At 66.8% G+C, this 16,635-nt stretch carries 17 protein-coding genes and 1 riboswitch; of the genes, 8 read left to right on the plus strand and 9 right to left on the minus strand.

Annotated features, from left to right (window positions below):
* Positions 1–83 precede the first annotated feature (83 nt).
* Positions 84–186: riboswitch (TPP riboswitch) on the plus strand.
* A gap of 78 nt (positions 187–264) precedes the next feature.
* Positions 265–2,142, plus strand: coding sequence for a phosphomethylpyrimidine synthase ThiC (thiC, locus tag CE453_RS27850; protein ID WP_089177549.1), 1,878 nt, complete (start codon positions 265–267; stop codon positions 2,140–2,142).
* Positions 2,139–2,879, plus strand: a complete 741-nt coding sequence (locus CE453_RS27855; protein ID WP_089177550.1) for a hydroxyethylthiazole kinase — start codon at positions 2,139–2,141, stop codon at positions 2,877–2,879. The genes thiC and CE453_RS27855 overlap by 4 nt, the downstream gene beginning before the upstream one ends.
* Before the next feature lie 21 nt (positions 2,880–2,900).
* On the opposite strand, the gene CE453_RS27860 is transcribed toward CE453_RS27855, so the two are convergent.
* A complete protein-coding gene (locus CE453_RS27860) occupies positions 2,901–3,785 on the minus strand; it encodes a hypothetical protein (protein WP_157733234.1) in 885 nt (294 codons plus the stop codon).
* Positions 3,786–4,119: 334 nt separating this feature from the next.
* Between CE453_RS27860 and dnaK the strand changes: the two genes are divergently transcribed.
* Together dnaK and dnaJ are read left to right on the plus strand one after the other, a co-directional pair.
* The gene (gene dnaK / locus CE453_RS27865) at positions 4,120–6,036 is read left to right on the plus strand and encodes a molecular chaperone DnaK (RefSeq protein ID WP_089177552.1); all 1,917 of its coding nucleotides are present in this window, start codon (positions 4,120–4,122) and stop codon (positions 6,034–6,036) included.
* Positions 6,037–6,188: 152 nt separating this feature from the next.
* Positions 6,189–7,319 carry a molecular chaperone DnaJ gene (gene dnaJ / locus CE453_RS27870; RefSeq protein ID WP_089177553.1) on the plus strand — a complete coding sequence of 377 codons (1,131 nt, stop codon included), beginning with the start codon at positions 6,189–6,191 and terminating at the stop codon, positions 7,317–7,319.
* Positions 7,320–7,386: 67 nt separating this feature from the next.
* On the opposite strand, the gene CE453_RS27875 is transcribed toward dnaJ, so the two are convergent.
* Entirely contained in the window at positions 7,387–7,578 is a 192-nt protein-coding gene (locus CE453_RS27875; protein WP_089177554.1) for a CsbD family protein, read from the minus strand.
* Positions 7,579–7,662: 84 nt separating this feature from the next.
* Positions 7,663–8,484, minus strand: a complete 822-nt coding sequence (locus CE453_RS27880; protein ID WP_089177555.1) for a helix-turn-helix domain-containing protein — start codon at positions 8,482–8,484, stop codon at positions 7,663–7,665.
* A 139-nt stretch (positions 8,485–8,623) separates the two neighbouring features.
* On the opposite strand from CE453_RS27880, the gene CE453_RS27885 reads away from it, so the two are divergent.
* Both CE453_RS27885 and CE453_RS27890 read left to right on the plus strand, forming a co-directional pair.
* A complete protein-coding gene (locus tag CE453_RS27885) occupies positions 8,624–9,037 on the plus strand; it encodes a hypothetical protein (protein ID WP_157733235.1) in 414 nt (137 codons plus the stop codon).
* A 70-nt stretch (positions 9,038–9,107) separates the two neighbouring features.
* On the plus strand, positions 9,108–11,309 hold the full coding sequence (locus CE453_RS27890; protein WP_089177557.1) for an esterase-like activity of phytase family protein: 2,202 nt from the start codon (positions 9,108–9,110) through the stop codon (positions 11,307–11,309).
* 84 nt (positions 11,310–11,393) lie between these two features.
* On the opposite strand, the gene CE453_RS27895 is transcribed toward CE453_RS27890, so the two are convergent.
* The 5 genes from CE453_RS27895 to CE453_RS27910 are packed head-to-tail and all read right to left on the minus strand — an operon-like array spanning position 11,394 to position 14,426.
* Positions 11,394–12,197, minus strand: a complete 804-nt coding sequence (locus CE453_RS27895) for a MetQ/NlpA family ABC transporter substrate-binding protein (RefSeq protein WP_089177558.1) — start codon at positions 12,195–12,197, stop codon at positions 11,394–11,396.
* Positions 12,198–12,237: 40 nt separating this feature from the next.
* Positions 12,238–12,903: a methionine ABC transporter permease gene (locus CE453_RS27900; RefSeq protein WP_089177559.1), complete on the minus strand. Its 666-nt coding sequence runs from the start codon at positions 12,901–12,903 to the stop codon at positions 12,238–12,240.
* Positions 12,893–13,999 (minus strand): methionine ABC transporter ATP-binding protein, encoded by a 1,107-nt coding sequence (locus CE453_RS27905; RefSeq protein WP_089177560.1) that lies wholly within the window; start codon positions 13,997–13,999, stop codon positions 12,893–12,895. The genes CE453_RS27900 and CE453_RS27905 overlap by 11 nt, the downstream gene beginning before the upstream one ends.
* A 7-nt stretch (positions 14,000–14,006) precedes the next feature.
* Positions 14,007–14,168 carry a hypothetical protein gene (locus tag CE453_RS28860; protein WP_157733236.1) on the minus strand — a complete coding sequence of 54 codons (162 nt, stop codon included), beginning with the start codon at positions 14,166–14,168 and terminating at the stop codon, positions 14,007–14,009.
* Positions 14,169–14,174: 6 nt separating this feature from the next.
* Positions 14,175–14,426 (minus strand): hypothetical protein, encoded by a 252-nt coding sequence (locus CE453_RS27910; RefSeq protein ID WP_089177561.1) that lies wholly within the window; start codon positions 14,424–14,426, stop codon positions 14,175–14,177.
* 425 nt (positions 14,427–14,851) lie between these two features.
* Here CE453_RS27910 and CE453_RS27915 point away from each other — a divergent pair, with 425 nt between their 5' ends.
* The gene (locus CE453_RS27915; protein WP_089177562.1) at positions 14,852–15,238 is read left to right on the plus strand and encodes a hypothetical protein; all 387 of its coding nucleotides are present in this window, start codon (positions 14,852–14,854) and stop codon (positions 15,236–15,238) included.
* Positions 15,239–15,328: 90 nt separating this feature from the next.
* Entirely contained in the window at positions 15,329–15,808 is a 480-nt protein-coding gene (locus tag CE453_RS27920) for a copper chaperone PCu(A)C (RefSeq protein ID WP_089177563.1), read from the plus strand.
* A gap of 51 nt (positions 15,809–15,859) precedes the next feature.
* Here CE453_RS27920 and CE453_RS27925 read toward each other — a convergent pair whose 3' ends face one another.
* Positions 15,860–16,615, minus strand: a complete 756-nt coding sequence (locus CE453_RS27925) for a hypothetical protein (RefSeq protein ID WP_089177564.1) — start codon at positions 16,613–16,615, stop codon at positions 15,860–15,862.
* Positions 16,616–16,635: the final 20 nt, after the last annotated feature.

Consider the following 16,635-nt stretch of genomic DNA (forward strand, 5'->3'; position numbering starts at 1 on the left):
CGGATTGATGCCGGCGCATGGCTGCGCAGCGGTCAGATACTTCTTTGCCGGTTGCGTCCAGATCACGACGGTTCTAACCTCCGGACCGTTCCGAGGGGTGCTCGCAAGGGCTGAGATGGCGATGAGCCGAACCCGTCGAACCTGATCCGGGTCATACCGGCGGAGGGACTGGAACGCGGATCGGGATTCGTCTCGCCCGCATACAGCGACTGGACCGCTTCCAAACCCGGATCTCCTGACCTGAACCAAGGAGGAGATCCCCGCATGAACACTCACACCAAACCGCAGAAGAACAGCGTCAAGACCGCGCCGCAAAGCGTGACCACCGGGCCGATCATCGGCTCGCGCAAGATTTACGTCGCCGCCCCCGAGCATCCCGAGATGCGCGTGCCGTTCCGCGAGGTCGCGCTGACGACCGATGCCGAGCCGCCAGTGCGCATCTACGATCCCTCCGGCCCCTATACCGAGACCGATGCGAAGATCGACCTCAATGCGGGGCTCGTGCAGCCGCGCCGCGCCTGGCTCGATGCCCGTGGCTTCCAGCAGGTTCCAGGCCGGGCCGTCACCGCCGCCGATAACGGCCATATCAGCGAGGCGCAGCTCGTGCCGGCCTGCCCGGCCGAGCGCCCGATCCTGCAGGCGAAGCCCGGTCAGCTCACGACGCAGTACGAGTTCGCCAAGGCCGGCATCGTCACGCCCGAGATGATCTATGTCGCCCATCGCGAGAATCTCGGCCGGGCCGCGATGCTGGAAGGCGCCCGCGAACGCCATGCCGATGGCGAGAGCTTCGGCGCCAACGTGCCGGAATTCGTCACGCCGGAATTCGTCCGCGACGAGATCGCGCGCGGCCGCGCCATCATCCCCGCCAACATCAACCATCCCGAACTGGAGCCGATGGCGATCGGCCGCAATTTCCTCGTCAAGATCAACGCCAATATCGGCAATTCCGCCGTCACCTCCGGCGCGGCCGAGGAGGTCGAGAAGCTGGTCTGGGCGATCCGCTGGGGCGCCGACACGGTGATGGACCTCTCCACCGGCCGCAACATCCACAACATCCGCTCCTGGATTCTCCGCAACTCACCCGTCCCGATCGGCACCGTGCCGATCTACCAGGCGCTGGAGAAGGTCGGCGGCGATCCGATCAAGCTCGACTGGGAAGTGTTCAAGGACACGCTGATCGAGCAGGCCGAGCAGGGTGTCGACTATTTCACCATCCATGCCGGCGTCAGGCTGCCTTACGTGCCGCTGACCGCCAATCGCGTCACCGGCATCGTCTCGCGCGGCGGCTCGATCATGGCGCGCTGGTGCCTGGCGCATCACAAGGAGAGCTTCCTCTACGAGCGCTTCGACGAGATCTGCGAGATCATGCGCCGCTACGACGTCTCCTTCTCGCTGGGCGACGGCCTGCGTCCGGGCTCGATCGCCGACGCCAATGACCGCGCCCAGTTCGCCGAGCTGGAGACTTTGGGCGAGCTGACGAAGGTCGCCTGGGACAAGGGCTGCCAGGTGATGATCGAGGGTCCCGGCCATGTGCCGATGCACAAGATCAAGGAGAACATGGACAAGCAGCTGCGGGAGTGCGGCGAGGCGCCGTTCTACACGCTCGGCCCGCTGACCACCGACATCGCGCCGGGCTATGACCACATCACCTCCGGCATCGGCGCGGCGATGATCGGCTGGTATGGCTGCGCCATGCTCTGCTACGTCACGCCGAAGGAGCATCTCGGCCTGCCGAACCGCGACGACGTCAAGACCGGCGTCATCACCTACCGCATCGCGGCGCACGCCGCCGACCTCGCCAAGGGCCATCCGGCGGCGAAGATCCGGGACGACGCGCTCTCGCGCGCCCGCTTCGACTTCCGCTGGGAAGACCAGTTCAACCTGGCGCTCGATCCCGACACGGCGCGCGAGTTCCATGACGAGACGCTGCCGAAGGATGCCCACAAGGTCGCGCATTTCTGCTCGATGTGCGGGCCGAAATTCTGCTCGATGAAGATCACGCAAGATCTCCGCGCCGAGGTGCAGGCGATGAGCGACAATGAGCGCGCCAACCTCGAAGCGATGGCAGCCGAGGGAATGGCGGCCAAGTCGAAGGAATTCCTCGACAAGGGCGGCAGCATTTATCTCCCTGCGGCCGAATGAGCGCAGGCCCCGAGGGCCTCGACGCGAAAAGCGTCGCGGCCGTGCTGAAGCGGGTGGCCGAGCGCCGCCCGCGAGTCCACTGCCTGACCAACACAGTGGCACAGAACGTCACCGCCAACATGCTGCTCGCCTTCGGGGCCATCCCCTCGATGGCGAGCCATCCCGACGAGGTCGCGGCCGTTGCGGCCGGCGCCGGGGCGATCCTGATCAATCTCGGCACGATCAGCCCGGAGGGCGAGCGCGCCATTCCGAAACTGCTCGATGTCGCCCGCGAGCGCGGTCTGCCGCTCGTGCTCGATCCGGTTTTCGTCGAGCTATCACCATTGCGCATGCGGCTCGCGCGGGACGTGCTGCAGCTTCCCGGCGTGACGGTGCGCGGCAATGCGAGCGAAATGGCCGCGCTCGATACCGCGATGACGCAAGCGAGGGACGTTTTGCGCGTCACCACCGGCAAGGTCGACCGGATCGAAGGGGTAAGCGGCGCTTACCTGATCGACCATGGCCATGAGCTGATGACCAAGGTCACCGGACTCGGCTGCGCCTCCAGCGCGCTGGTCACGGCCTGCAGGGCGGTCGAACCTGATCCGGCCCTGGCTGCGGCGGCAGCGCTCACGGCTTACGGCATAGCCGGTGAGATTGCCGCCGAACGCTCCGCCGGCCCCGGCAGCTTCGCGATGCACCTGATCGATGCGCTTGCCGGGCTCGATGAGACGGCGCTCGCGGCACGGATGGGCTGAGGCGCCCGTCGGCGCCACGCACTATTGCGTCGGGGTGAGCGAAAGCGGTGCGGGCTTCGGCGGCGCCGGGCGCGGCTTAGGCTTGGCCGCCTGCTTCGGCTCGGTATGAAGCCCGAGCCTTGCCCGCAATTCCGCCGCGCGCGCTTCCGTGATCCGGGCGGCACAGAAACCGTACTGCCCCTCGCGCTGGAAATCGCGGCAGACCATCTCGCGCTCACCCGAGAATCCGGCCTGCTCGCGGGCAAGGCTCCGCTGATCGACCGCGTTCGCCTTGGAGGTCAGGGTCCGGTAGCCATCGCGCAGCGCGCGCTCAGCCGCGCCGCGCGCGCGCTCGATTCCCTTGGCCTGGCTCGCGACGACACCGACGTCCGGACCCCAGAGGCCACGCGGATCGACACGGCATTGGGCGGCCTGGACGATGCAGGGCTCGGACGGCTCGACCACCAGGAAGGCTCCGTCGAGCACGTCGAAGACGATCGGACAGACCGGCGCCTCCAGCCGGTAGCGCGGCACGCCGACCGGCTTGCCGAGTGCCGTGACCGGGACGGGCGCATCGCCCATCGAAACCGCGCAGGGCTCGACCAGATTGGTGGATTGATAGCCGTCGAGACTGAGCTTCAGCCCATAGCCGCTGCCGAGCTTCTCGAATGTCGCCGCGCCGTGATTGCCGTTATGATGCAGGACCTTGCCGAGGATCGCCTCCTCGCCCGCGATCTTCAGGGCCGGCAGGCTCTGCTGGCGCGGCGCAGCCGGGGCGCCCGTCGCGGGTGGAGCGGCCTGATGGGTCCCGGGCGCGTTGAACGGCTGGGCGCCGGGCAACTGCAACGGCTGCGCCCAAGCAGGCGCGCCTGCAATCGCCGCAAGCAGCGCTGCGAGGCCGAGGACGATGCGCTTGCGTGCTCTCATCGGGTCCATGTCAAGCCGAACGGCCCATCTGCATGACCCACCCATTCGGCCTGCACAAGGACGCAAACGCCACAGTCGGCCGCAAAGCGCGGCGGTGCCGGGGTCCGCTTCCCGCTTTGCGAATAGGTAGTCCCCGATTCTTAATCGGCTCGCCTGTCTTGCAAGGGCGGGAACACCCTCACTATATACGCGCCCAAGGGGCGGTTTCACCACCGTCAAACGTGGAATGCCGGTTCGTTCGCCGCTGGAGCGGGTGCGGACCGGTCCATGGGCCGGCAGGCGGCGTGAATGCGCCGCAGGCCGGCGATCTGCTCAATCGAAAGGGATCCCATCCATGGGTAAAGTCATTGGTATCGACCTCGGCACGACCAATAGCTGCGTTGCAGTGATGGAAGGCACCACGCCGAAGGTCATCGAGAATTCCGAAGGTGCCCGCACCACGCCGTCGATCGTCGCGATCACGGACGATGGCGAGCGCCTCGTCGGTCAGCCGGCCAAGCGCCAGGCCGTCACCAACCCCGAGCGCACCTTCTTCGCGATCAAGCGCCTCATCGGCCGCACCTACGACGATCCGATGACGCAGAAGGACCTCAAGCTCGTCCCCTACAAGATCGTCAAGGCTCCCAACGGCGACGCCTGGGTCTCGGCGGACGGCAAGGATTATTCGCCCTCGCAGATTTCGGCCTTCATCCTGACCAAGATGAAGGAGACGGCGGAGTCGTATCTCGGCCAGCCCGTCACCCAGGCCGTCATCACGGTCCCCGCGTATTTCAACGACGCCCAGCGTCAGGCCACCAAGGACGCCGGCAAGATCGCCGGTCTCGAGGTGCTGCGCATCATCAACGAGCCGACGGCGGCTGCGCTCGCCTATGGCCTCGACAAGAAGTCCACCGGCACCATCGCGGTCTATGACCTCGGCGGCGGCACCTTCGACGTCTCGATCCTCGAGATCGGCGACGGCGTCTTCGAGGTGAAGTCGACCAACGGCGACACCTTCCTCGGCGGCGAGGACTTCGATATGCGCCTGGTCGAGTACCTGGCGGAGGAGTTCAAGAAGGAGCAGGGCATCGACCTGAAGAAGGACAAGCTCGCCCTGCAGCGCCTGAAGGAAGCGGCCGAGAAGGCCAAGATCGAATTGTCGAGCGCGGCCCAGACCGAGATCAACCTGCCCTACATCACGGCGGATGCCTCCGGTCCGAAGCATCTCGCCATCAAGCTCTCGCGCGCCAAGTTCGAGAGCCTGGTCGACGACCTGATCCAGCGCACCATCGAGCCCTGCAAGAAGGCGCTCAAGGATGCCGGCATCTCGGCGGGCCAGATCGACGAGGTCGTCCTCGTCGGCGGCATGACCCGCATGCCGAAGGTCCAGGAAGTCGTGAAGCAGTTCTTCGGCAAGGAGCCGCACAAGGGGGTGAACCCGGACGAGGTCGTCGCCATCGGCGCCGCGATCCAGGCCGGCGTCCTCCAGGGCGACGTCAAGGACGTGCTGCTCCTCGACGTGACCCCGCTCTCGCTCGGCATCGAGACGCTGGGCGGCGTGTTCACCCGCCTGATCGACCGCAACACCACGATCCCGACCAAGAAGAGCCAGGTCTTCTCCACCGCCGAGGACAACCAGAACGCGGTGACGATCCGGGTCTTCCAGGGCGAGCGCGAGATGGCGGCCGACAACAAGCTGCTCGGCCAGTTCGACCTGATGGGCATTCCGCCGGCGCCACGCGGCATGCCGCAGATCGAGGTGACCTTCGACATCGACGCCAACGGCATCGTCTCCGTGACGGCGAAGGACAAGGCCACCAACAAGGAGCAGCAGATCAAGATCCAGGCTTCGGGCGGCCTCAGCGAGGCCGATATCCAGAAGATGGTGAAGGACGCCGAGGCCAATGCCGCCGAGGACAAGAAGCGCCGCGAGCTGGTCGAGGCCAAGAACCAGGGCGAGAGCCTGGTCCACTCGACCGAGAAGTCGCTGAAGGATTACGGCGACAAGGTTTCGGAAGCCGACAAGTCGGCGATCGAGACCGCGGTCGAGGCGCTCAAGACGGCCCTCACCGGCGAGGATTCCGAGGCCATCCAGGCTCGTACCAATGAGCTGATGCAGGCCTCGATGAAGCTCGGCGAGGCGATGTATGCCGCCAGCCAGGCCGAGGCCGGCGCCGCCGAAGGCGAGACGACGACCGAGGAAGCCAAGAAAGACGACGTCATCGACGCCGACTTCAAGGATGTCTCGGACGACAAGAAGAAGAGCGCGTAACCGCGCTCTCCATCCCGAATGGGATTTGGCCGGCTTGACCCGGCCATCTCGTTCAGGGATGGCGTGAAGCAGGTTGAAGATGCCTGACGCGCCATGGCCGGGCCCGGAGGCCCGGCCGTCTTGCGTCAAAGGCAGAGGGACAGATCGTTTCGATGTCGAAGCGCGATTATTACGAGATTCTCGGCGTCAGCCGGACCGTGACGGAGGTCGAGCTCAAGAGCTCCTTCCGCAAGCTCGCGATGCAGCATCACCCGGACAAGAACCCCGGCGATCGGGACGCCGAGATCAAGTTCAAGGAAATCAACGAGGCCTATCAGGTCCTTTCCGACGGGCAGAAGCGCTCGGCCTATGACCGCTTCGGCCATGCCGCCTTCGAGAATGGCGGCGGGGGCGGAGGCGGGGCCGATTTCTCCGACTTCATGTCGGACATCTTCGATTCCTTCTTCGGCGATGCCAGACGAGGCGGGCCGCGCAGCGCCAATGGCCGCGAACGCGGCGCCGACCTACGCTACAACCTCGAGATCGGGCTGGAAGAAGCCTTCACCGGCAAGAATGCCTCGATCCGCGTGCCGACGTCGGTCTCCTGCGAAGCCTGTTCAGGCACGGGCGCCAAGCCCGGCTCGAAGTCGCGGCAATGCCCGACCTGCGGCGGCCATGGCCGCGTCCGCGCCAATCAGGGCTTCTTCTCGGTCGAGCGCACCTGCCCGACCTGCAATGGCCGCGGCGAGGTCATCGACGACCCCTGCAAAAACTGCCAGGGCGCCGGCCGCGTCACGCGCGAGCGCACGCTCTCGGTCAACATCCCGGCCGGCGTCGAGGACGGCACGCGCATCCGCCTCGCCGGCGAGGGCGAAGCGGGCCTGCGCGGCGGGCCGGCGGGCGATCTCTACATCTTCCTGTCGCTGAAGCCGCACGCGATCTTCCAGCGCGACGGCGCCGATCTGTTCTGCCGGGTGCCGATCGGCCTGGTTTCGGCAGCGCTTGGCGGCGAGATCGAGGTGCCGACGCTCTCCGGCGAGCAGGCGCGGGTGAAGATCCCGGAAGGCACCCAGACCGGCAAGCAGTTCCGCCTGAAGGGCAAGGGCATGAGCGTGCTACGCTCGCGCGAAGTCGGCGATCTCTATATCCAGGTCGTGGTCGAGACCCCGCAGAAGCTCACCGCCCGCCAGCGCGAACTGCTGGAGGAGTTCGAGCGCGAAAGCTCGCAGAACACCCACCCCGAAACCGCCGGCTTCTTCGGCCGGGTCAAGGATTTCCTCGGCGGACTCGGCGGCACCGCCTGATCCCTTTGCGAGACCTCTATGAAAAAGGGCCGCCGATTGGCGGCCCTTTTGTTTGCCGCAGCTGACCTCAGACCTTGTCGACGGCCTTCTTCACGGCGTCCTTGCCCTTGCCGAGCGCCTGCTGGGCCTCGCCCTTGAGCTCCTGGACCTTGCCCTCGGCCTCCCATTCCGGCTTGTTGAACGCCTTGCCGGCGGCCTGCTTGACGTTGCCGGCGGCCTCGTTGGCCAGGCCCTTGATCTTGTCGGTCGTGCTGCCCATTGCGCAGGTCCTTTCGGTTCTGACGCCGCTAGCGCGGCTTTCGAATAGGCAACCGGCGCTGCCGGGAAAGGTTCCTCCGCGATTTCAGGCGTGCCCGCCTCCCGGTGCCGCCAGCGTGCGGAGAGCTTCCGCGGTGGCCTGATCGGCCGGGAAGAAGGTTTCCAGCGCCAGCTCCGACAGGGTCACGTCGACCGGCGTGCCGAATACCGTCGTGGTCGAGATCAGCGAAAGCGTCGCATCGCCGAGCCTGAGCTGAAGCGGCACGACGATGGCGGGCTCGGCATTCGCCTCATGCCGTGCAGCGGCCTGTCCGCCAGGATCGGGATAGGCAGCGAGCTCGCTCAGCAGGGCGCCGAGCTGAACATCGGCCGTCGCCCGGACCTGCTGGCGCAACCGCACCAGCAGATGCTCCTTCCACACCGCGAAATTCGTGATGTAGGGGGCCAGCCCGCCCGGATGCAGCGAGAGCCGCAGGACATTGACAGGCGGCCTCAGCAATTCTGCATCCGCGACCAGGCCGAGCAGATTCGTCACGGCGCCGTTGGCAGCCAGAAGGGTCCAGTGCCGATCCACCGCGAGCGCCGGATAAGGCTCGTGCCCCTTCAGGATGAGGTCGATTGCCGCTCGTGCCGCCTGCAAGGTGGGGTCCTCCAACGATCGCTCCCGATAGACCGGCGCATAGCCGGCGGCGAGCAACAGCGCGTTGCGCTCGCGCAGCGGCACCGACAGATGTTCGGCCAGCAGGAGCACCATCTCGCGGCTCGGCCTGGAGCGACCGCTTTCGATGAAGCTCAGATGCTTCTGCGAAATCTCGGCTTCGAGGGCGAGGTCGAGCTGGCTGAAGCGGCGCAGCTGCCGCCAGTCGCGGATGAGCGCGCCGACGGAGGGGGCGTGATGTGTCGTCATGCCGATACGCTAGCCGTAGGGACGGGCGGTTCCAATTACCTCCCGCTTAATCGACCCGCCGCCGGGAAGGCGCCAGCATTCTCCCATCGCAACGGCCATGGCCGACGAAAGCCAAGGCCCCGACGAAAAGGAGACTGCCATGTCGACGATCCGTTCCTCGCGCTTCCTGCGCAACGCGCTTGCCCTCGATGCCGCCGCCTGCGCCGGCATGGGCCTGCTCCTGGCCGGCGGCGCCGACGCGCTTGCCGCTCCGCTCGGCTTCCCGGTCGGCTTCCTGCGTGGCGCGGGGCTCGTCCTGTTGCCCTGCGCGGCCCTGCTCGCCTGGTTTGCCAGCCGCGAGACATTGGCGCGCTGGGCGGTTCATCTCGTCGTCGGCGTCAACCTGCTCTGGATCGCCGACAGCGTCGTGATCCTGCTCACGGGCTGGTTCGCACCATCCTCGCTCGGCATCGCCTTCGTGCTCGGCCAGGCGCTCGCCGTCGCGATCGTGACGGAGCTGGAGATCATCGGGCTGAAGCGTTCCGCCGAGATCCAGCCGCCGTTGCAGGCCTGAGGGCCGTCACGCAGTTGTCGCATGGGCTCACTAGCCGACGGTTCTCCTTGTCATTCAGCGGAACCGACCCATGCGCCAGCCCCTTGCCCTCGCGGCTCTCGCTTCGTTGCTCCTCGCCGGCACCGCCGGCGCGGAGCCGCTGTTCAACCGCGTCGCGACCTTCTCGGTGCCAGACAACCTCCCGGAAGGGCGCGACCGTAGCAAGAAGACCGTGGCCGAGATCGTTGCCGCGAGCGAGGACGGCAAGCTGCTGGCCTATACCGACGCCGAGCAGAAGGGGCTGGGCATCATCGACATCACCACTCCCGAAGCGCCCAGGCCCGCCGGCTTCGTGCAGCTCGAAGGTGAGTCCACCTCGGTCACCATCCTCGGCGACAAGGCCTTCGTCGCGGTCGTCACCTCCGGCGACAACTTCAAGGAGCCGGCCGGCCACCTCGCCACCGTCGACCTCAAGACCAAGCAGGTCGTGGCGAAGTGCGACCTCGGCGGCCAGCCGGATTCGGTGACCCTCACCAAGGACAAGGGCAAGATCGCGATCGCCATCGAGAACGAGCGCGACGAGAAGCTGAACAAGGGTGCGCTGCCTCAGCTCCCCGCCGGCAACCTGACGCTGATCGGCATCAAGGACGGCGCCATCGACTGCGCCTCGCGCCAGGTCGTCGACCTCACCGGCATCACCGCCGTCGAGCCGACCGATCCGGAGCCGGAATTCGTCGACGTCAATATCGACGGCCTCGTCGTGGTGACGCTGCAGGAGAACAACCACATCGCCGTCGTCGACTCGAAGACCGGCAAGGTCGTGGCGCATTTCCCGGCGGGCATGGTCGACCTCAAGAACGTCGACAAGACCCGCGACGGCAAGATCAGCCCGACCGAAGAGCTCAAGGGTGTCGCCCGCGAGCCCGACGCCGTGCGCTGGCTCGACAATGATCGTTTCGTCACCGCCAATGAGGGTGACTGGAAGGGCGGCTCGCGCAGCTTCTCGATCTTCCGCAAGGATGGCACGGTCGAGTTCGACTCAGGTTCCGACGTCGACCACACCGCCATGCGGCTCGGCCACTACCCCGAGAAGCGCTCGGCCGCGAAGGGTAGCGAGCCGGAAGGCATCGAGGTCGCGACCTATGGCAACGACCGGCTGATCTTCGTCGGGCTGGAGCGCGCCTCGCTGGTGCTGGTCTACAAGGACGAAGGTCCGGGCAAGGCGCCGCGCTATCTGCAGGCGCTGCCGACCGGCATCGGCCCGGAAGGGCTGCTCGCCATCCCGCAGCGCGACCTCTTCGTCACCGCCTCCGAGACCGATGTCGGCGAGAAAGGCGGCGCGCGTTCGGCCGTGATGATCTATCGCCGTGCCGAGCAGACCGCCGCCTATCCGACGATCCACTCCGCCGATGAGAACGGCCTGCCGATCGGCTGGGGCGCGCTGTCCGGCCTCGCGGCGGATCGCACGGCCCCCGGCAAGCTGTTCTCGATCACCGACAGCGCCTATGCGCCCTCGCGCATCCTCGAAATCGATGCGACCGCCAAGCCGGCGAAGATCACCGGCGCGATCACGGTGACGAAGGATGGCAAACCTGCCGCCTACGACCTCGAGGGCATCGCAACGCGCGCCGATGGCGGCTTCTGGCTCGCTTCCGAGGGCAACCCCGAGAAGAAGGACGCAGCCCTGCCCGACCTGCTGCTGCGCGTCTCGGCCAAGGGCGAGGTCGAGGAGGAGATCCGGCTGCCGGAGGCGCTGTCGAAGCATGCCGTGCGCTTCGGTTTCGAGGGCGTCACCGTGACCGGCACGGGCGCCGAAGAGACAGTCTGGCTCGCCGTCCAACGCGAGTGGAAGGACGATCCGAAGGGCAAGACCAAGATCCTCTCCTACAAGCCGGCAACCAAGGAGTGGGGCGTGCTGCACTACCCGCTGACCCAACCGGCGCAGGGGTACTGGATGGGCCTTTCGGAACTCGTCTCGCTTGGCGACGACCGTTTTGCCGTGATCGAGCGCGACAACGGCTTCGGCGCCAAGGCCGTGAAGGCGATCCAGACCTTCTCGGTGAAGGGGTTGAAGCCGGCCGCCATCGGCGCGGCGGAAATTCCGACCGTGACCAAGACCCAGCTCCGCGACCTGACACCGGATCTGATGAAGGCCGGTGGCTACGGCCTCGACAAGGTCGAGGGCATGACGGTCGACAAGGCCGGCAATCTCTTCGTGGTCACCGATAATGACGGTGTCGACGACTCTTCCGGCGAGACGCAGTTCTTCGCCTTCGGGCCGGTCGCCCGCTGAGCGCAGCGCCCAACAAAAAGCCCGGATGCGTGAGCATCCGGGCAGTCGCCTGGCCGATGATCGACAGCCAGGTGGGAGGAGTGGTTACCAGCCGGCGAGGACGACGCCCTTGAAGCGCTCGGCGATGAACGCCTTGATCTCGGGCGTGTGATAGGTGTCGACCAGGGTCTTGACCCAGGGCTTGTCCTTGTCGGCGGTGCGGACCGCGATCAGGTTCACATAAGGGCCCTTCGCATCCTCGCGCAGGATGGCCGAGGCCGGATCGATCTTGGCATCGACGGCGTAGTTGGTGTTGATCGCCGCGGCGGCGACGTCGGTGAGCGAGCGCGGCGTCTGGGCGGCGTCGAGCTCCAGGATCTTGAGCTTCTTCGGGTTGCCGGTGATGTCCGCGACGGTCGGCTTGAATCCGACGCCGTCCTTGAGCTTGAGCACACCCTTGTCCTGCAGCAGCAGGAGGATGCGCCCGCCATTGGTCGGGTCGTTCGGAATGGCGATGGTGGCGCCGTCGGGGATTTCGGCCCAGCTCTTGTACTTCGACGAGTAGATGCCGATCGGGAAGTTCACGGTCAGGCCGACGCTCTCGATCTTGAAGCCGCGATCCTTCACCTGGTTGTCGAGATAGGGCTTGTGCTGGAAGGAGTTGGCCTCCAGCTCGCCGGCGTCGAGCGCCTGGTTCGGCACGACGTAATCGGAGAACTCGATGATCTTGAGGTCGATGCCCTGCTTGGCGAGCAGCGGCTTCACCTTCTCGAGGATCTCGGCATGCGGGCCGGGCGAGACGCCGACGCGGATGACCTGATTCTGCTGGGCAAGCGCCGGGACGGCGGCGCCGAGCGTGAGTGCAAGGCCGGCGGCGAGCGCGGCGCGGCGGGTGAAGGAAGTCGTCATGGTCGATAGTCCTTTGGGTCAGAAACAGGATTGGCTGTGATCAGGCGTGGCGCAGGCGCTTGTTGAGGCGCCGGGCGAGGCGATCGCCGAAGCTCTGCACGAGCTGGACGAGGACGATGAGCACGGCGACGACGGTCGCCATCACATCGGGCATGAAGCGCTGGTAGCCGTAGCGGATACCGAGATCGCCCAGGCCCCCGCCACCGACGGCGCCGACCATGGCCGAGAAGCCGATCAGGCTGACGACGGCCAGCGTGAGCCCCAGCACGATGGCCGGCAGCGCCTCGGGCACCAGCACCTTGCGGACGATCTGGACGGGTGTCGCCCCCATGGCGCGCGCTGCCTCGACCAGCCCCTGGTCGACCTCGCGGATCGCGCCTTCGATCAGGCGGGCGATGAAGGGGATGCAGGCCACCGTCAGCGGCACGATTGCCGCGGCGGTGCCGATCGAGGTGCCGGCGATCAGCCGCGTGAAGGGAATGATCGCGACGACGAGGATGATGAAGGGCGTCGAGCGTGTGGCATTGACCACCACGCCGAGCGCAGCGTTGAGCGCCGGCGCCGCGAACAGCTCGCCGCGCTTGCTGGTGGCGAGGAAGACGCCGAGCGGCAGGCCGACGAGCGTGCCGATGCCGGCGGCGACGGCGACCATGCTCAGCGTGTCGAGTGTCGCCTGCCAGATGAGGCTGATGATTTCAGGAGACATGGCCGACCACCTCCGCCTTGAGACCGAGATTCTTGAGTGCGCCGAGGACGGCGTCGCTTTCCGGCACGCGCGACGGGATCGAGACCAGCAGGCTGCCGAAGGGTTGGCCGGCGATGGCGTCTATCCGCCCGGCCAGGATGTTGACGTCGACACCGACGACCGCGCTCAGCCGGCTGATGACCGGAGCCGTCGCATTCTCGCCGGTGAAGGTGATGCGCAGCACGATGTCGTCGCCGGGACGCGCTTCCGCCCGGATGCGGCTCGCGAGATGCGCCGGCACCTCGACGCCGGTCACCGCCTCGACGAAGCGTGCCGTCGTCGGATGCTGCGGATTGGTGAAGACGGCAAAGGTCTCGCCCTCCTCGACGATGCGCCCGCCCTCGATCACCGCGACGCGGTCGCAGATCTCCTTGATGACCGGGATCTCATGGGTGATCAGCAGGATGGTGATGCCGAGATCGCGGTTGACCTGCCGCAGCAGCGCCAGGATCGCCTTCGTCGTCTCCGGGTCGAGCGCCGAGGTCGCCTCGTCGCAGAGCAGGACCTTCGGGTCGGTGGCCAAAGCGCGCGCGATGCCGACGCGCTGCTTCTGCCCGCCGGAGAGCTCGGCCGGGAAGCGCTCGCTCTTGTCGGCGAGGCCGACCAGGGCCAGCAATTTCTCGACCTTGGCGGCGATCACCGCCTTCGGCGTGCCGGCGATCTCCAGCGGCAGGGCGACATTATCGAACACCGTGCGCGAGGAGAGCAGGTTGAAGTGCTGGAAGATCATGCCGATCTCCCGGCGCCGCCGGCGCCAGCCGGCCTCGGTCAGCGCCGTGACATCCTCACCCTCGATCAGGATGTGACCGGTGGTAGCCCGCTCCAGGCCGTTGACGAGGCGGATCAGCGTCGACTTGCCGGCGCCCGAGCGGCCGATGACGCCGACGATGGCGCCGGCCGGAACGGCGAGGTCGATGCCGGAGAGAGCCGCCACGGCCTGCTGCTCGCCGCGGCCGGCATAGGTCTTGCCGACCTGCTCGAAGCAGATGATCGGATCGGGAGCGGGAATGGGCCGCGCGCCGAGGTTCAGCGCGTCGGGTTTGACGGGGGCGTTCATCATGTCCTCAGAAATGCGAATGGCAGGACCAATGGGTGATGCCGAGCTGTTCCAGCGTCACCTGACGGACCGAGCAACGCCGGTCCTCGTCGCAAGCCGGTTCCGTTGCCGGAACGGCCCGCGCGAACCAGGCATCGAGCGCCTGCCACAAGGCGACAAGAATTCGCATGGCGACCTACGACGCCAGTCGGAAGGCAGGGGCACCGCGGCGGGGACCCGCGAGCATGCGAGCCGCAAGCTCGGCAGCGCCCGGCGTAGCGAAGCGATGGCCGTCCAGGGCGCGAAAGGCGGCGCTCGCCGCGATGAAGGTGAAGAAGCGCTCATCGGCGCGCCGGTTGACGAGGCCGGCCTGCGTCTCGCCGACCTCGATGACATAGGCTTGCTGGGCCGGGCTGTGCCGGCCGGCGGAATGGAATGAAGGGGACATGGCTCTGCTCTCTGTGCCGCATCGCGGCGCTTGAAATGACGGTGAAACGAAGGGCGACAGGCGCCCGATGGCCTCAGCGTCGACAGCAGCAGAACAGGGAAGGGGAACGCGGGTGGTTCCGAACGGTCTTCGCAACGGTCATGTCAGTCTCCTCGATCTGGAGCCCACGACCCAGTCGTGGCGCTTTAGCGTTTGGTGACGCGGCGCAAGCTGCTCGCTCAAATCTCCGCGGCTCCCGGCGAACCGGGAACGCTGCCAATTTCACTCAGGCAGTCCTGTTTGTCAATCGGTTCGTTCTTTTAAAGAAACGTCACCGTGGAGAATAATCTTCTCCGGAACCGTCTAAGCCCTGACTCGACCGGCGATCCGGGCTGCGGCAACCCGGATGCTTGACCCCGAGCCGAAACGAGCGCCAATGATGCCGCATGCTGGCCGATGCCCGCCTTTTCCCCTGGCTGCGCCGCTCCATTCTGGGAGCGTGGCTGGCCGTGGCCTATGCGCTCAGCGTGCTGGCGCTCGCACTGGCTCCGGTGCCGTCCACGGCGTCCGGACTGCCGGATGGCATCCTGCTCTGCTCGGGCGCACCCGTTCCGGATAACGGTTCATCGGGCACTCCCACCGCGCCGCTCGGCGAGCTCGTCCATTGCAAGGGCTGCCCGCACAACCCCGTTCTCGCTGGCCCGCCGACCGTCACGGTCAGCGTCGCCGCACGCACGGAGACCTATGTCGCGCGCTCGCCGCGCCGGCAGGATGGTCTTTTTCCGTCCTTCGCGACCGGCCTGCCGCCTTCGCGCGCGCCGCCCGCCGCCTGAGCGACACGTCTCCTTTATCCATTCCCTTGCCATGCCTGACTGCCGCCGAATGCGTCGTGACGCCGGCTGCGATTCCACAGGATCACCACGATGAAGCTTTCCCTCTCCCTCGCCGCCGCTGCGCTGGCGCTCTCGGCCACCTTCGCGGCGGCTCATGAATTCAAGCTCGGGCCGCTCAAGATCGGCCATCCCTGGTCTCGCGCGACGCCGGCCGGCGCCAAGGTCGGCGGCGGCTACCTGACCATCGAGAACTCCGGCACGGCGCCGGACAGGCTCGTCTCGATCTCGGTGCCCTTTGCCGCCCGCGCGGAAGTCCACGAGATGGCGACCAAGGACGGCGTCATGACGATGCGGCCGATGGATAACGGGGTCGAGGTGCCGGCCGGCGCCAAGGTCGAGTTCAAGCCCGGCGGCTACCACATCATGTTCATGGATCTGAAACAGCCGCTGAAGCAGGGCGAGATGATGAAGGGCACGCTGACCTTCGAGAAAGCCGGCACCGTCGATGTCGAGTTCAAGGTCGACTCGATCGCCGCCAAGGGCGGCGAAGGCGCCCATCAGGGCCACTGATCCTCATTTCCGCCGTAGCCCGGGCACGTTCCGGGCCGCGGCTCAACGCGCCTATTTCACGGCGATGATGAGGAGGAGGAAGGCGAGGACCAGCAGGAGCTGCTTCAGGCTCCAGTTGATCCGGCGGAGCTGATCGGCGCTGGTCTCTTCGTCATGCTCCTCCGGCTGGGCCGTATCGGATACGGCGGGCGAAGAGTGCTCGATGTCACGAGGTTCCGCGGCCACCATGGCCGCGGCCGGGCGCCATTCGAGGCTCTCGATGAAGCCGCGGGCGGGCGCGCTGCCGCGTCCGTCCTCTGCCAGCCCGAGATACCAGTCCGCCGGCTGCCCCGCCGGCCGGTCGCGATCCTCCTCGCGGATCCAGAGATTGGTGGTCGCCTCCAGCGAAAGCTCCTGCGCGAGACCCGACAGCATGTCGGCTTTCAGCGCCTCGAAGACGGCGGGTGCGAGGAACCCGTCGGCAAAGGGCTCAGCCTCGCCATTCTCGTCGCGATAGCTGAGCATCAGGAGCAGTCGCGTCGAGTCGCCCGAGGCCGCGAAGGGGCGGAGCGTCAGGCACAGGCGCTGGGCGGCCCCCTCCAGTCCGGCGCGGCGCAGGGAGCCATCGACGATTTTTGCCTGCGCCTCGATCCGCTGCGCATCATCGAGCCTGCCGTCGCGGCTGGCATAGCCGCCGACGAAGCGCAGCGCCGACGCCTCGAGCCGGAAGCGGCGTGTGATATCCTGCAGGTATCGATGCGGCGATCCGCCGATCGTCATGCGTCCATCGCTGACGGACATGCTCGCTGTCGGCTGTGATTCGTCCATGCACCTCATCCTGCTTCGCC

The organism is Bosea sp. AS-1, from assembly GCF_002220095.1.
GTDB lineage: Bacteria > Pseudomonadota > Alphaproteobacteria > Rhizobiales > Beijerinckiaceae > Allobosea.

Bases quoted from the DNA above. Each gene is read 5' to 3' on its own strand.
- thiC (WP_089177549.1), top strand. From the start codon at position 265: ATGAACACTCACACCAAACCGCAGAAGAACAGCGTCAAGACCGCGCCG.
- CE453_RS27855 (WP_089177550.1), top strand. From the start codon at position 2,139: ATGAGCGCAGGCCCCGAGGGCCTCGACGCGAAAAGCGTCGCGGCCGTG.
- CE453_RS27860 (WP_157733234.1), bottom strand. From the start codon at position 3,785: ATGAGAGCACGCAAGCGCATCGTCCTCGGCCTCGCAGCGCTGCTTGCG.
- dnaK (WP_089177552.1), top strand. From the start codon at position 4,120: ATGGGTAAAGTCATTGGTATCGACCTCGGCACGACCAATAGCTGCGTT.
- dnaJ (WP_089177553.1), top strand. From the start codon at position 6,189: ATGTCGAAGCGCGATTATTACGAGATTCTCGGCGTCAGCCGGACCGTG.
- CE453_RS27875 (WP_089177554.1), bottom strand. From the start codon at position 7,578: ATGGGCAGCACGACCGACAAGATCAAGGGCCTGGCCAACGAGGCCGCC.
- CE453_RS27880 (WP_089177555.1), bottom strand. From the start codon at position 8,484: ATGACGACACATCACGCCCCCTCCGTCGGCGCGCTCATCCGCGACTGG.
- CE453_RS27885 (WP_157733235.1), top strand. From the start codon at position 8,624: ATGTCGACGATCCGTTCCTCGCGCTTCCTGCGCAACGCGCTTGCCCTC.
- CE453_RS27890 (WP_089177557.1), top strand. From the start codon at position 9,108: ATGCGCCAGCCCCTTGCCCTCGCGGCTCTCGCTTCGTTGCTCCTCGCC.
- CE453_RS27895 (WP_089177558.1), bottom strand. From the start codon at position 12,197: ATGACGACTTCCTTCACCCGCCGCGCCGCGCTCGCCGCCGGCCTTGCA.
- CE453_RS27900 (WP_089177559.1), bottom strand. From the start codon at position 12,903: ATGTCTCCTGAAATCATCAGCCTCATCTGGCAGGCGACACTCGACACG.
- CE453_RS27905 (WP_089177560.1), bottom strand. From the start codon at position 13,999: ATGAACGCCCCCGTCAAACCCGACGCGCTGAACCTCGGCGCGCGGCCC.
- CE453_RS28860 (WP_157733236.1), bottom strand. From the start codon at position 14,168: ATGCGAATTCTTGTCGCCTTGTGGCAGGCGCTCGATGCCTGGTTCGCG.
- CE453_RS27910 (WP_089177561.1), bottom strand. From the start codon at position 14,426: ATGTCCCCTTCATTCCATTCCGCCGGCCGGCACAGCCCGGCCCAGCAA.
- CE453_RS27915 (WP_089177562.1), top strand. From the start codon at position 14,852: ATGCTGGCCGATGCCCGCCTTTTCCCCTGGCTGCGCCGCTCCATTCTG.
- CE453_RS27920 (WP_089177563.1), top strand. From the start codon at position 15,329: ATGAAGCTTTCCCTCTCCCTCGCCGCCGCTGCGCTGGCGCTCTCGGCC.
- CE453_RS27925 (WP_089177564.1), bottom strand. From the start codon at position 16,615: ATGGACGAATCACAGCCGACAGCGAGCATGTCCGTCAGCGATGGACGC.